Origin of the sequence: Staphylococcus argenteus, from assembly GCF_000236925.1 — a bacterium.
GTDB classification, from domain to species: Bacteria; Bacillota; Bacilli; order Staphylococcales; family Staphylococcaceae; genus Staphylococcus; species Staphylococcus argenteus.
Window position 1 is genome coordinate 2,351,399 of sequence record NC_016941.1, and the last position, 13,864, is coordinate 2,365,262.

General features: G+C 31.4%; 11 protein-coding genes and 2 pseudogenes. 5 read left to right on the forward strand and 8 right to left on the reverse strand.

The features are described from left to right. Nucleotides 1–393: 393 nt before the first annotated feature. Nucleotides 394–1,320: pseudogene (locus SAMSHR1132_RS14370) on the forward strand (transposase); the annotation flags it as partial. 161 nt (nucleotides 1,321–1,481) lie between these two features. Here SAMSHR1132_RS14370 and SAMSHR1132_RS11570 read toward each other — a convergent pair. Together SAMSHR1132_RS11570 and SAMSHR1132_RS11575 are read right to left on the reverse strand one after the other, a co-directional pair. Further along, a complete protein-coding gene (locus SAMSHR1132_RS11570; protein ID WP_000213888.1) occupies nucleotides 1,482–3,416 on the reverse strand; it encodes a DHA2 family efflux MFS transporter permease subunit in 1,935 nt (644 codons plus the stop codon). Between the two features lie 12 nt (nucleotides 3,417–3,428). Beyond that, on the reverse strand, nucleotides 3,429–4,076 hold the full coding sequence (locus SAMSHR1132_RS11575) for an HlyD family secretion protein (protein ID WP_000738250.1): 648 nt from the start codon (nucleotides 4,074–4,076) through the stop codon (nucleotides 3,429–3,431). 120 nt (nucleotides 4,077–4,196) lie between these two features. Between SAMSHR1132_RS11575 and SAMSHR1132_RS11580 the strand changes: the two genes are divergently transcribed. Beyond that, nucleotides 4,197–4,751 (forward strand): TetR/AcrR family transcriptional regulator, encoded by a 555-nt coding sequence (locus SAMSHR1132_RS11580; protein WP_000828575.1) that lies wholly within the window; start codon nucleotides 4,197–4,199, stop codon nucleotides 4,749–4,751. Nucleotides 4,752–4,949: 198 nt separating this feature from the next. On the opposite strand, the gene SAMSHR1132_RS11585 is transcribed toward SAMSHR1132_RS11580, so the two are convergent. The 4 genes and pseudogenes from SAMSHR1132_RS11585 to SAMSHR1132_RS11605 form a co-directional block, all read right to left on the reverse strand. Then, on the reverse strand, nucleotides 4,950–6,167 hold the full coding sequence (locus SAMSHR1132_RS11585) for a multidrug effflux MFS transporter (RefSeq protein ID WP_000998850.1): 1,218 nt from the start codon (nucleotides 6,165–6,167) through the stop codon (nucleotides 4,950–4,952). A 107-nt stretch (nucleotides 6,168–6,274) separates the two neighbouring features. Continuing rightward, nucleotides 6,275–6,404, reverse strand: a pseudogene (locus tag SAMSHR1132_RS11590) (hypothetical protein). A gap of 32 nt (nucleotides 6,405–6,436) precedes the next feature. Continuing rightward, complete coding sequence (gene tcaA, locus SAMSHR1132_RS11595) at nucleotides 6,437–7,819, reverse strand: glycopeptide resistance protein TcaA (RefSeq protein WP_000833820.1); 1,383 nt, start codon at nucleotides 7,817–7,819, stop codon at nucleotides 6,437–6,439. A gap of 239 nt (nucleotides 7,820–8,058) precedes the next feature. Beyond that, entirely contained in the window at nucleotides 8,059–8,514 is a 456-nt protein-coding gene (locus SAMSHR1132_RS11605; RefSeq protein WP_000238541.1) for a MarR family winged helix-turn-helix transcriptional regulator, read from the reverse strand. 193 nt (nucleotides 8,515–8,707) lie between these two features. Between SAMSHR1132_RS11605 and SAMSHR1132_RS11610 the strand changes: the two genes are divergently transcribed. Beyond that, nucleotides 8,708–9,679: a YdcF family protein gene (locus SAMSHR1132_RS11610; protein WP_014373898.1), complete on the forward strand. Its 972-nt coding sequence runs from the start codon at nucleotides 8,708–8,710 to the stop codon at nucleotides 9,677–9,679. Between the two features lie 278 nt (nucleotides 9,680–9,957). Here SAMSHR1132_RS11610 and SAMSHR1132_RS11615 read toward each other — a convergent pair whose 3' ends face one another. Both SAMSHR1132_RS11615 and SAMSHR1132_RS11620 read right to left on the reverse strand, forming a co-directional pair. Beyond that, nucleotides 9,958–10,623 (reverse strand): ABC transporter ATP-binding protein, encoded by a 666-nt coding sequence (locus SAMSHR1132_RS11615; RefSeq protein WP_000172695.1) that lies wholly within the window; start codon nucleotides 10,621–10,623, stop codon nucleotides 9,958–9,960. Further along, the gene (locus SAMSHR1132_RS11620; protein WP_000761410.1) at nucleotides 10,623–11,678 is read right to left on the reverse strand and encodes an ABC transporter permease; all 1,056 of its coding nucleotides are present in this window, start codon (nucleotides 11,676–11,678) and stop codon (nucleotides 10,623–10,625) included. The genes SAMSHR1132_RS11615 and SAMSHR1132_RS11620 overlap by 1 nt, the downstream gene beginning before the upstream one ends. A gap of 134 nt (nucleotides 11,679–11,812) precedes the next feature. Between SAMSHR1132_RS11620 and SAMSHR1132_RS11625 the strand changes: the two genes are divergently transcribed. Both SAMSHR1132_RS11625 and SAMSHR1132_RS11630 read left to right on the forward strand, forming a co-directional pair. After that, entirely contained in the window at nucleotides 11,813–12,487 is a 675-nt protein-coding gene (locus SAMSHR1132_RS11625; RefSeq protein ID WP_000249490.1) for a response regulator transcription factor, read from the forward strand. Continuing rightward, nucleotides 12,480–13,853, forward strand: a complete 1,374-nt coding sequence (locus tag SAMSHR1132_RS11630) for a HAMP domain-containing sensor histidine kinase (RefSeq protein WP_000477320.1) — start codon at nucleotides 12,480–12,482, stop codon at nucleotides 13,851–13,853. The genes SAMSHR1132_RS11625 and SAMSHR1132_RS11630 overlap by 8 nt, the downstream gene beginning before the upstream one ends. Nucleotides 13,854–13,864: the final 11 nt, after the last annotated feature.

A 13,864-nucleotide genomic window follows, 5' to 3' on the forward strand; every position in this document is an offset into this window, starting at 1 on the left:
AGCTGGGACATAAATCCCTAAAAAAACAGCAGTAAGATAATTTTCAATTAGAAAATATCTTACTGCTGTTCTCTATTTATACAATACTTCGTATTGAATGGCTTCGCTTTCCTAGGGTGCCGTCTCAGCCTCGGTCTTCGACTGGCACTGCTCCCTCAGGAGTCTCGCCATTAATACTACGTATTAACATGTAATTTTACTTTGAAATACTTTTAAAAAATAAGACACTTTGCCCAACTTGCACATAAATGTAAAATTCAATAACATGAATTTTCTGTGTTGGGCCCCTTCGTATAATTTAATAAATACCACTAAACTAAATTAACGAGGTGCTTTATGTATAAAAATTATAATACGACTCAACTTGCACTACCAATAGAAACTTCTGTTTGAATTCCTCAAAATGATATTTCGCGATATGTTAATGAAATTGTTGAAACGATACCTGATAGCGAATTCTATGAATTCAGACATCATCGTGGTGCAACATCCTATCATCCAAAAATGATGTTAAAAATCATCTTATATGCATATACTCAATCTGTATTTTCTGGTCGTAGAATAGAGAAATTACTTCATGACAGTATTCGAATGATGTGGTTAGCTCAAGATCAAACACCTTCTTATAAAACTATTAATCGTTTTAAAGTGAATCCTAATACTGATGCGTTAATTGAATCTTTATTTATTCAGTTCCATAGTCAATGTTTAAAGCAAAATCTTATTGATGATAATTCCATTTTTAACAATGATTCAAAATACCTTCGGTTATTTACCAGAGTATATTGTAGCTGATGCAGGTTATGGTAGTGAGCAAAACTATATGGCTATTATAGATGATTTTAATAAAACACCACTTATTACGTATGGCATGTTTATTAAAGATAAAACTAGAAAGTTTAAAAGTGACATTTTTAACACTCAAAATTGGAAATATGACGAACTTAATGATGAATTTATATGTCCTAATAACAAAAGAATAGGTTTTAAAAGATATGCATACTGTAATGATAGATATGGTTTTAAACGTGACTTCAAACTATATGAATGTGACGACTGTTCAGCATGTTCTATGAGAAATCAATGCATGAAGCCAAATTCGAAATCCAATAAGAAAATTATGAAGAATTATAATTGGGAATACTTTAAAGCCCAAATTAATCAAAAGCTTTCTGAACCAGAAACGAAAAAATCTATAGTTAAAGAAAAATTGGTGTAGAACCTGTTTTTGGATTTATGAAGGCTATTTGGGGTTTCACTCGAATGTCAGTTCGAGGAAAAAATAAAGTTAAACGAGAGCTAGGTTTTGTATTAATGGCCTACTACGTCAATGACAAATTTTAATTTAATAACTCACCTAACATTCTACAAATCAACAAATAAAAAAAGTATCGATAACCATATTTGGCACCGATACTTTAAAAATCATGTCCCCACAACATAATTTTTGATTAGTCACACTTCAATTAATTTAATTCAATTTATTCATGATTGTTATTTGAGCTTGCTTCTAACTTTTGAGCCGTAGCTTTTGCTTTTTTATTACTTTGTAAAAATAAACATAAAATTAAAGCGATGATGCTAAATATCGTTGCAACTATAAATGCATCATTAATCCCTTCAACCGTTGCTAGTTTATTTACAAATTGTAGTAACACTTTCATTGCGCCTTCTTGTCCGCCATATTGTGATGCTAATTCACGCATATGATCTTGAACCATCGGATTCGTTTTATCTAACTCTTCCCCAAAAGCTGATAAATGTTGTGTTGTTTGTGTTGTCATAACAGTAACTAAGATTGCTGTACCTATAGAGCCTGCTAATTGACGCATCGTATTTAAGAAAGCATTACCATGAGAGGCAAGTCGTCCCGGTAACGCATTAATAGCTGCAGTTACCATTGGCATCATTATAAATGCCATACCAAATGAACGAAGTACATAGATACCCATGATTGTCATGTATGGTGTATCCATATTTAATTTAGTTAATTCCCACGTTGCATAAGTCATTACAGCTATACCGAAGATAGCTAATGGTTTTAAACCAATAGTATCTAACAATTTACCTGCAAATGGTCCAAGTAATCCCATAACTAGAGAGCCTGGTAAGAGTAACAAACCAGAGTCTAATGCTGAGAATCCACGTAAATTTTGTAAATACATTGGTAATAAAATCATACCGCCATATAAACTTAACATAACAACCATATTAATAATTGTTGTTAATGTAAATGTTGGGAATTTTAATACTTCTAAATTCAGCATTGGTGATTTCATTCTTAGTTCTCTAATAACGAATAGAATGATAAAGATAATACCGATAGCAAACATTGTTTCTATCTCTAATGAACCCCAACCTTTGTTTCCGGCTTCTGAGAAACCATATAACAAAGCGCCGAAACCAATTGTACTGAAGATAATACCTGGAATGTCAGCTTTAGGATTTGTAGTATATTGATATAATTTAAACCATACAAAACCAACTAAAATTGCGATAATACCGATAATGAACATACCGTAAAACATCACATTCCAATGATAATTTTGTACGATATAACCAGATAATGTTGGACCAATAGCTGGTGCTAAAATCATTGCGATGCCCATTGTCCCCATTGCAGCACCACGTTTTTCAGGTGGATAAATTGTAATAATAACAATAGACCCTAATGGCATTAATACACCTGCACCAACGGCCTGTAATACACGCCCAACCATCATAATTGGGAAATTCATTGAAATCGCACAGATTAATGAACCAATTGTAAAGAGTACTAACGCAACTAAAAATAATTTTCGATATGAGTATTTATTAAATAGGTACGCCGTTATTGGTATTAAAATACCATTTACTAACATAAATCCTGTCATCAACCATTGCCCTGTTGAAGCAGAAATATTAAACTCTGTATTAATTTTTGGCAAAGCAACATTTAATAATGTTTGGTTTAATATCGCAATAAACATACCGAACAATAATGCTGCTAATATTTTACCGCGTGAAACACCTTCACCAAAAATAAAGTTTTTATGTTCTTTTTTAATTTTTTCATTCACTTTGAATTCTTCTGAATTAGGATTTTTAGCAGCAACTGCTTCCTCATCATCATTATTAGTAGTGAATGCTTCTTGATCTTTCTCAGACCCCTTTGAATGACCGTTTAGACTAACTTGTTTATAATCATCTTGATTATCAACGCGCATCTCTTTATGCGTCATACGTTGAGTCGATTGATTAGATGTTTTGTCTAAATCACTAGCTTTAAATTTAGATTGATTTGATTGACGTGTCGTAAATTGTTGTTCCTTTTGTTGGCGTTTGACTTTTTTTCTTGATCTTATTAAAAATAAATTGATAACCCCAACAATAATGAGCGCTAAAATAATGTAGCTAATAATGAAGGTCGTAGTCATTTAATGACCCCCTTAATTTTTATGGATTTTTACTTCAGCGTTCATTCCAGGAACAACTTGTTTAGACGGTTCTGATTCTAGAGTAATTTTAACAGGTATTACTTGAGAAACTTTAGTGTAATTACCATCACTATTTGATGATGGCATTAATGAAAAGCTTGCAGCAGTTGCTTTTCCAATACTATCAACTTTACCTTTAATAGAAGCTTTTTGACCGTCAATAGTCACATCAACATCTTTACCTACTTCAACATCTTTAATATCTTTTTCGTCAATATTTGCAGTTACATATAAATCATCTAAATTGTATGCGTAAGCGATTGGGTTACCAGCTTGCACCATAGAACCTTCCATACCATCTAATTTAGCAATTGTCCCTTTTTGAGGCATTTTAAGATCCATATCTTTTGTTTCGCCATCTTGGCCTTGTACAGTAACAGTTGCTACTTTATCACCTTTATCAAGTTTGTCACCTTGTTTAACATTAAGTGATTTAATTTGTCCAGATGCAGGACTTGCTATTTTAATTTGATCGCCATTTACTTTTGCATTATCAGTTGTTACATAGCTTGTTGTTTTATTCCAGAAATAAAAGCCAGCAATCCCAATTGCTAATAACACAACAACTGTAATGACATTAATTAATATCATCTTCTTCATGAAACATTTCCTCCTATTTGCTTTTAAAATTCACTTTATTTATTATAGAGACATGACAACTAAAAAAACACCAACAATTTTTATAAGAGTGTTGGTTAAAATTCACAAAGGTGTAACAATATGAAACGACAAGCCAAAATAGAAATTCAAAATGCACTTGTTGATTTGATGGCTGAATACCCTTTCCAAGAAATATCCACTAAAATGATTTGTGCGTACAGCAATATTAATCGTTCTACGTTTTATGATTACTATAAAGATAAATATGATTTATTGGAAACCATCAATTCAAAGCATAAAGAAAAATTCCATTTTCTTCTCCGTGCACTGCATCATAATTTTGATAATATTAAACAAGACAAACTTAAACTTTATAAATTCTTCATTATTATTGCAAAATATATCAAACGCAACGAACAATTTTTCAAGGACATATTAGTCACTTATCCTATGAAAACATTATTCATAGATTATGTGAATTTAGCGAGAGATTATTATCAACAAATTGTTAGCGATTATAGTACAACCGTTACGAATAAACAGCTTTATGTCACATACATCATTGGGGGTCAAGCGGGTGTATTCATTAATTGGCTTTCAAGTGGATGCCAAGAATCACCTGAGGAAGTCGCTACTATTTTATTGGCTAATACGATTAAACTTCAAAACCCATAAATAGAAAATCCATTATGCAAGTCAATACAACATAAGCTATATGACACGATATATAGAACTTCATAGTTCCACTTTTAACTACAAAAATGCCGAGATTCTCATAAATAAGATCTCGGCATTTTTTATTAATTAAGTTGTATTTATAATACGAATACATGATTCACTTTTTTGATTTTGTCTTTCAATATTATACAAACGCTACATTGTTGATTTATCTGTTTTAAATACTTTCATATTATATATTTGTAAAATGATAAGTAACATAGCTGCAATTACTATAATGAAAATATATGGCATAGGGTTTTCTTCTCCCTTAATTCCTACTAATGGAGAAGCAATACCGCCAAATAAAAATTGAACTAATCCCAACAAACTTGATGAACTTCCTCGACCACTACTGCTTTCATCCATAGCGATTGTAAATCCAAGCGTAGCAACCCCTGTCACTGGTGCAATTAAGATCACAAAACTGATTGCAAGTATCCAAAAATTCCAATGATTAAGCAAAGTCAATGTGACTAATAATACCCCAATGATTTGAATCATCGTCATTACCCTCATTAATTTTTGAGGATTCATATAATCAACCAAAAAACCTGTAAGCTGACTAGAAATAATTAATGTTATACCTATACCTGCAAACATCCAGCTAAATTGTAAGGCTGACATGCCATAAATTTTTTGAATAATAAATGGTGACGCAGATATGTAAGTAAATAATATTACAAAGGTCATACCTTGGATGAGCATTGGCAATACAAAACGTGGTGTTTTCAATAGTACTTTGAAATTTTTAAACATTGATTTCAGACCGCCATGAGATTCACGACTTGTCACAGCTAAAGATTCAGGTACTTTTAATAACGAACCTATGACCATGACGAAACCAAAAATAGTTAAAATGACAAAGACCATTCGCCATATAGAATAATTTAAAATAATGCCTCCTAAAGTCGGCGCAATGACTGGTGCAATACCGTTCACAAGCATCAATAATGCCATAAACTTAGTTAGTTCATTACCACTATACATATCACTAGCAATAGCTCTTGAAATAACAGCCGCTGCTCCACCCGTCACACCTTGAATAAATCTTAAGATAATCATTATCCAAATATTATGAACGAAAACAATTCCTAAACTCGCCAAAGTAAATATAATCATCGCTATAATGAGTGGCTTTCTGCGTCCTGTCGAATCCGAAATGGGACCAGCAAATAAGTTACCAAATGCCAAGCCAATCATAAACATAGATAATGTTAACTGTGCATTTGATGTCGTAGTTTGAAAGTCATGTCTTATATCTGGCAATCCAGGCAAAAACATATCTATTGATAAAGCGCCAATGGCAGTCAACGATCCTAATATAATAATAAATAAAGGTGAGCGCTTATTAAAATGCTTTAAATCATTCATATTACTATCTCCTTTATATTGCTCTTTTCATAAATATAACAATCCCAAAATATATTTAAATATGCTCTTTTATATATTAGCATTAGTCGCAAGATTCATGAACATCATTACAACTTATTAAAGGTATAAAATGTTATAAATCTCAGCTCTCTATAAATTATTTCACAAAAAAACAATCCTTTCGAAGTAATTCACACTAATTGTAAATACTTTGAAAGGATGTTGTTTGTATTCAATGAGACACAGGCCTCTTATTTAAGTTCTGCACTTTATTTATCTGATGTCTTGATTAATTGCAAACGATCTTGCGAACCTTGTTCAAGTTCATATTCTTTATCTACTTGTTTACCATTTTCATTTACTAATCGAACGGTTGCAGTAATTTTATCACCATGTTGCTCTGCATCCAAAATTTGTGGTGAACTAATCGTCATTAATCTTCCTTTAGATAAACTCTTTTTTATATCATCATAATATGAAGATCCTTTTTTAATATATGATGATATAAAATCAAAGTTAGATTGATTAAACGCTGCATTATTTGCTAAAGAATATCCTGCAAAGAATTCAATCAATTTATTTTTCAAACTATTTTCTTCTTTTTCTTTCTTTTCTACATAATCATCAATATCTTCGCTGTCGAAGTTTAATGTTACTTCTGTGTTATATTTTAAATCACTTGCTTTAATGGTTTTAGTTTGTGTTGTGAATGTCTTATCTTTCGCTTTACCTGAAGCCGAAATGGTAATATCTTTATTTTGAGGATATGGTCCATATGTTTTTGAACTTGAAAATGCCATTTCTTTATCATTAATCGTTACTTTTTTAGAGCTATCTTTTAATTTTGTGTCACCTTTTAAAGTTACTGAAATATTCGCTTCTTCAAAATCTTCTGTAACATCTACGGTTTCAGAATTACTTTGTCGGAAATCAAATTTTAAATGCCCTGGAAACTCACCATTTTCGGTTGCTTTCATGGCAGCAATTCTATAATTACCTGGTATGAAGTTACCTAACGGTGTAACTTTATTTGCTTCAGCAACAACAACCTTTTTCTTTCCACCCGCTTTAAATTCATATTTAGTTCTTTCTTTAGGTTTTATAATTGGTTGTTTGGTAGGCGCTGTGAAGCTCATATTATCGAAGAAGATATAACGTCTGCCATTTTTACTAACGCGTAAAATATTTTGTCCTGATCTTGTTTGAATATAAGAAGCAACACTTGTCTTACTTTTATTCAATTTATGCACTGTGTTTTCAAGATCTGTTACAAATTGTTTAAGACCAACTTCATCTTTGATATACCGTATATATACTTTTGCCTCTTCAGAATCGACTTTATTGTCTTTAGTACTTAATAAGGTTGCTACTTTTTGTTTATCATTATTTTCAATCGCATTTACTAAAATTTTAGTTTGTGCTTCAGGTGAATTAAAATTCCGTAATAAAAAGAACAATATAATGATTAAGATTATTATGAAGAAACCAATTGCCCACGGCACCATTTTTCTAATCTTGATGTTATTCGTTTGCATGTCTTCATCAGTTGACTTTCTATATAATGCTTGACCACGATCAAATTGATGTCCACAATGAGAACACATTTCTGCATCCTCTTTCACTTGACGTCCACATTTCGGGCAAGATTTCATATTTTCACCTCAATTCCATTCCGCTTCAATTGTTATATGTATATTCCAAAAATTATTTTATTATTTTACCATTATTATTTTACAAATATTATCACAAGAATACAATTCAAGAAATGATTAACTTTACTTTAGAATTGTACCTTATTACATTATTAATGAAAGTACTCTCTCAATTATAACTAAAAAGAAGGCGTTCAATACATACATATTTAGTCTTATATTTGAACACCTTCAAAAATCTATTTATGATTGCTATATGTTTTTATACGATGATTGATGACTTCTAATACTTGTCTGACATTTTCAATGTCTTCTGATTTTAAGTCATTTGTGATATCTTGCGCAATATCAGTCATAATTGCATTACGTTCTTTCAAATACGCTCTACCCTTATCTGTTAGCGTTATGAACTTTAATCGCTGATCTATGTTTAAGTTTGGTTTATCTAACTTAACTAATTTTGCATCTATCAGCTTTTTAATGCGTCTACTTACCGCTGCTTTATTTACACCCTGTCTTTGCGTGATTTCACTAATTGTCAAAGGCTCTTTATTCAACATACCTAGTACGTTGGATTGCTCTAATGAAATTTCATATTCATTTTGTAAATCTTTTAACATTTTTGCAGTTAATGCATTAACGTTATTTATAAACTGCTCTAAAAATTGAATATGGTCTTGTAAATGTTTTACCATAATGATTTCTCCCTAATTACTATTTTTATAAAGTATCCTCAGCAATCATTGTATCGCACATCTAAAATTTACAAAAATATCGGCTTATATTTAGTACAACAAAGTAAGACTCACATGTAGCGTCGTTCTTCTTGCTTTAATGAAATAAATCATCTAAATTTATAGTTATATTTCTTAAGAACGAGGTGTTAGTATGTTATTGAATTTATTATTATCAATATTTATACTCAGCGTTATTTGTCCGTTACTTTTTAACAATACGTTAACGTTGAATTTAACATGCTACATTTCCGTTGTCATAGCCATATTTTTGTCACTCATCTATAGCATCATGACCTACACTTTCCCCTGGTCTATGTTTGTAACATTTTTAATAGTCAGTATTATCATGCTATTCAAACATAGATACTTATTTTCTCATACTTCTAGCCACTTATTTATTAAAAAATTATTATCTTTTTCATATAAATTCGTACTCTACACATCAGCACTTCTATTTATAAGCACGAATCAACAACCTATTGTAAAAGGTTTCACTATGTGGCTTGCAATATTATGCATATCCTTATTACTAACATTTATCTGTTATCTTGTTTGGACAGCATCTTATGGTCATCGATCCTATGATAATGAAGTTGATGTCATTATTGTGTTAGGCGCTGGCATTTTTACTGAATCTGTAACACCTATGCTCGCCGCACGTTTAAATCGTGCACTTACTATTTATCAACACCAAACGTCACCAACTAAAATATTAGTTTCCGGCGGTCAAGGACCTGATGAGCCAATTCCCGAAGCCTTAGCTATGCAACGCTATTTGATTGCTCAAGGCGTAGATGAAGCAGATATTTTAATGGAATCCCACTCAATAAATACATACACAAACTTTTTATATTCTAAACAAATCATCACAAATTTTTTCCAAAAGAAAGTTAAAATCGTTTGTGTAACAAGTCAATTCCATATCTTACGAGCACTACGATTAGCTCAAAAACTCAATCTAACTGTCGATGGCGTCGGTAGTCATACACCGTATCATTTTTTCTTACATGCCCTTATTAAAGATTATCTAGGTGTCATGTATCAATATAAATTATTACTCACACTTTTTTGTGCAAGTAGTTGGTTCATAAGTTTTTATTGTGCATTTATATATAGTCAATAAGTCGACAAGCAAACTATCATTATATGTTGTTTCCAACATTGCGTCAATCATTCTTAATAGCTACTACATTTTAAAACCGTTATTATTATATGTATCATAAAGCCTAAAATGAAAAAGGCAATTTCCACCTATAATTCTGGTAGGAATTGCCCTTTTTACTTTGTCATCAATTCTCGCAATTACAAAATATCTTTGCCGAATTTCTACATCAAATTCTATTAATGATATTTTAATAAAAATTCTTTGTCTGATTGTTAATTATAGTTTGATTCATATAACTAATCAGTTATTTTCCCATCTTCTAACTCAATAACTCGATCTGCATACTCAAACAATCTTCTATCATGAGTAATCATAATCCCGACCATATGATGTTCTTTAATTTGACGACTTATCATTTCTACTACTTCAGTAGCTCTATCCGCGTCAAGACTTGCAGTTGGTTCATCAGCTAAAATAATTTTAGGATGATTCATAAATGCTCTCATAATCGCAACACGTTGTTTTTCTCCGCCAGATAATTGATGGGGATATACATTCAAACGATGTCCTAAACCAATATTTTGCAGTAACTCTGTAGCTCTTGCTAGACTTTCTTGTTTAGACATCCCTGCTTCTTGACCTACTAATGTTAATTGTTCAATTACTTTTAAATAAGGTACTAAATGTGATGATTGAAAGATAAACCCAATTTCATTCAATCTTAAATCACTTGGTCGATGCTGTTTATCAAATAATGGTGCATCATTATAAAATACTTCTCCACTCGTTTGACTCAATAGTCCACCTAAAATTGTAAGTAACGTTGTTTTACCAGAACCAGAAGCACCATTTAAGATTACAAACTCTCCTTGCTTCACCTCAAAATTAATGCCTTTCAACACTTTTGTCTCTGACAAACCTTCTCCAAAATTTTTAACAATATCTTTCACTATCAAAGTCATTATTCCGCACCTCCGATTGCTTCTATAGGGTCAACTTTAAATAATTTGATAAATGATAATGTCGCACCTATGATGGCTACTACGATAAATAGTCCTACCATTAATACAATATTTTGAGCAGTTAAGTAAAACGGCATAGTCACAGGCATAATATATGATAGACCTACAATAATCCCTACAGCGATACCTACACCAATGATTGTTAATGTTAAAATTTGTATAACTAAGGCACTTAGTAAATGTCTTGTTTTAATACCAATTGCTTTTAAAATACCGATTTGTGAAATCTTTTGAATCGTCATGACATAGAAAAAGGCACTTAAAACAATTGCTGTAATGACAAACAAACTAACAATCATCATATTCAACGGTGCTTGTTCTGCTTGGTAACTCGCAATGTTGCTCGTTAAATCATTTTCATCAACAATTTGAACACCGTTAATTTTGTTAATATCATCACGCTGTTGTTTTGTCATATTTTTCACTGGATAAAATGATGTACTTACTTTGTTCATTTCATTGAATCCTTGATTATTCAATAACACGATAGAACTATGTGCATACATTGTGTCACTTAAGATGCCTGACACTCTATAACTTGTTGAATTATTTTTAAAATGAACTCTGTCCCCGACTCTAATGTTATCAGCAGCTAACTTATCGTTAATAGCTACTTCATGTTCATTTTTCGGATACTCCCCTTTTATTAATTTTAAACGCTGTTGTTTAACATCATTCATCGTAATAACATCTTGATCTTTATCTGACATTTTCAATGTTTGAACATTCATTTTAAGTGGTTCTTGATGAATTACATTTTTTATTTGCTGTTGTTGTTCAGCATTAAGTTGAGATTTTTCAATTTGTGGTTCTTTCATTTTTTGAACAATATATTGATCATTATTAAAATGCTCAAACAAAGAAATATTTTCCCTACCTAGTCCTTGTGCTAGACCGCTAATAAATAACACCATAATACTTAATAACATAATGATTACAGTGATTAAAATATAACGAAACTTATAAAACATAATCTCTTTAATCGCTAATTTCACTTTAATTCACTTCTCCCTATTTCTAATTTAAAGTTAGTATAGGATTGAAATGTGAACTCAATATGAACAATTGGTTTTTTACGCAAAATTATTTTACATGTATAATAAATGAAAAAGATAAGGAGCATATAACTATGGTGCAATGTCTTGTTGTCGATGACGATCCTCAAATCCTAAATTATGTCGCTCATCATTTACAATCTGAACATATCAATGCATACACGCAATCAAGCGGTGAAGCAGCTTTACAATTATTGGAACATCAAACAATTGATATTGCAGTTGTGGACATTATGATGGATGGTATGGATGGTTTTCAATTATGTACTACATTAAAAAATGATTATGATATTCCCGTAATTATGCTGACTGCTCGTGATGCACTTAGTGATAAAGAACGTGCATTTATAAGTGGAACAGATGATTATGTAACAAAACCTTTTGAAGTTAAAGAACTCATTTTCAGGATTCGCGCTGTATTACGTCGTTATGATATCAACACAAATACGGAAATGACCATTGGTAATATAACTTTAAATCAGTCATATATGGAGCTCCAAGTCGATAATAAAACGATGACATTACCAAATAAAGAGTTTCAATTGTTATATATGCTTGTTTCCCATCCTAAACAAATTTTTTCACGCGAACATATTATTGAAAAAATATGGGGATATGATTATGAAGGAGATGAGCGAACTGTTGACGTACATATTAAGCGACTACGCCAAAGATTAAAAAAATTAAATGCCACACTTACTATTGAAACAGTAAGAGGACAAGGCTATAAGGTGGAGAACCATGTTTAAAACACTCTATGCTAGAATTGCCATTTATTCCATTACAGTCATTTTATTTAGCGCAATAATAAGCTTTGTATTAACCAATGTGTACTACCATTTTAATTTGAAAGCTACGAATGATGCTAAAATCATGAGGACTCTTAAAGAAGCCAGACAATATGAACAAGAATCCGAACCAGCAGATATTCAAAAATACTTTAAACATTTAGGACAAATGAACTATCAAATCATGACGATTGATCAAAAAGGTCATAAAACGTTTTATGGTGAGCCCTTTAGAAAAGATACGCTATCTAAAGAAGCAATTAACAATGTATTAAACTACAAAGACTATCATGGTATTAAAAATAAACCCTTTGAATTATTTGTGACTGGATTCTTTGATAATGAGACGGATAATACAGTTGGTGTGCATTTTAAAACAAAAGAAGGATCATTAGCTGTATTCATGCGTCCAGATATTGGTGAGACGTTTAGTGAATTTAGAACTTTCTTAGCTGTATTATTGATATTATTATTGTTCATCTCAATTTCCTTAGTAATCGCTTCAACGTACTCAATTATTCGTCCTGTGCAAAAGTTAAAGCAAGCAACTGAAAGACTAATTGAAGGTGATTTTGAAACACCTATCAAACAAACACGAAAAGATGAAATTGGTACATTACAGTTCCATTTCAATAAAATGAGACAATCACTGGGTCAAGTTGATCAAATGAGACAACATTTCGTACAAAATGTGTCACACGAAATAAAAACACCATTAACGCATATTCATCATTTATTAAGCGAGTTACAACAAACGTCTAATAAACAGTTACAACAACAATACATTAACGATATTTTTACCATTACTAAGCAGCTAAGCGGTTTGACAACTGAATTGTTACTTTTATCTGAAATAGATAATCATCAACATTTATCCTTTGATGATCATATAGAAATAGATCAACTCATTAAAGAAATCATTCGTCACGAGCAATTTGCTGCCGATGAAAAGTCTTTAATCATTTTAGCCGACTTGGAACCTATACATTTCCTAGGAAATCAACGATTACTGCATCAAGCAATGAGTAATTTGTTAATCAATGCCATTAAGTATACAGATGTTGGTGGTGCGATTGACATCGCTTTGCAACATAGTCACAACAACATCATTTTCACAATAAGTAATGAGGGTTCACCAATTAGTCCACAAACTGAAGCACGTTTATTTGAACGTTTTTATAAAGTGAGCAAACATGATAATAGCAATGGTTTAGGTCTCGCAATTACAAAATCCATCATTGAATTGCATCATGGTACAATCCAATTCACACAAAGTAACGAGTATGTAACCACCTTTACTATTACACTGCCAAATAATTCACATTAATCTTTACCTCC

Excerpts from the sequence above, each read along its gene's own strand:
- SAMSHR1132_RS11570 (WP_000213888.1), bottom strand. The coding sequence starts at position 3,416 with ATGACTACGACCTTCATTATTAGCTACATTATTTTAGCGCTCATTATT.
- SAMSHR1132_RS11575 (WP_000738250.1), bottom strand. The coding sequence starts at position 4,076 with ATGAAGAAGATGATATTAATTAATGTCATTACAGTTGTTGTGTTATTA.
- SAMSHR1132_RS11580 (WP_000828575.1), top strand. The coding sequence starts at position 4,197 with ATGAAACGACAAGCCAAAATAGAAATTCAAAATGCACTTGTTGATTTG.
- SAMSHR1132_RS11585 (WP_000998850.1), bottom strand. The coding sequence starts at position 6,167 with ATGAATGATTTAAAGCATTTTAATAAGCGCTCACCTTTATTTATTATT.
- tcaA (WP_000833820.1), bottom strand. The coding sequence starts at position 7,819 with ATGAAATCTTGCCCGAAATGTGGACGTCAAGTGAAAGAGGATGCAGAA.
- SAMSHR1132_RS11605 (WP_000238541.1), bottom strand. The coding sequence starts at position 8,514 with ATGGTAAAACATTTACAAGACCATATTCAATTTTTAGAGCAGTTTATA.
- SAMSHR1132_RS11610 (WP_014373898.1), top strand. The coding sequence starts at position 8,708 with ATGTTATTGAATTTATTATTATCAATATTTATACTCAGCGTTATTTGT.
- SAMSHR1132_RS11615 (WP_000172695.1), bottom strand. The coding sequence starts at position 10,623 with ATGACTTTGATAGTGAAAGATATTGTTAAAAATTTTGGAGAAGGTTTG.
- SAMSHR1132_RS11625 (WP_000249490.1), top strand. The coding sequence starts at position 11,813 with ATGGTGCAATGTCTTGTTGTCGATGACGATCCTCAAATCCTAAATTAT.
- SAMSHR1132_RS11630 (WP_000477320.1), top strand. The coding sequence starts at position 12,480 with ATGTTTAAAACACTCTATGCTAGAATTGCCATTTATTCCATTACAGTC.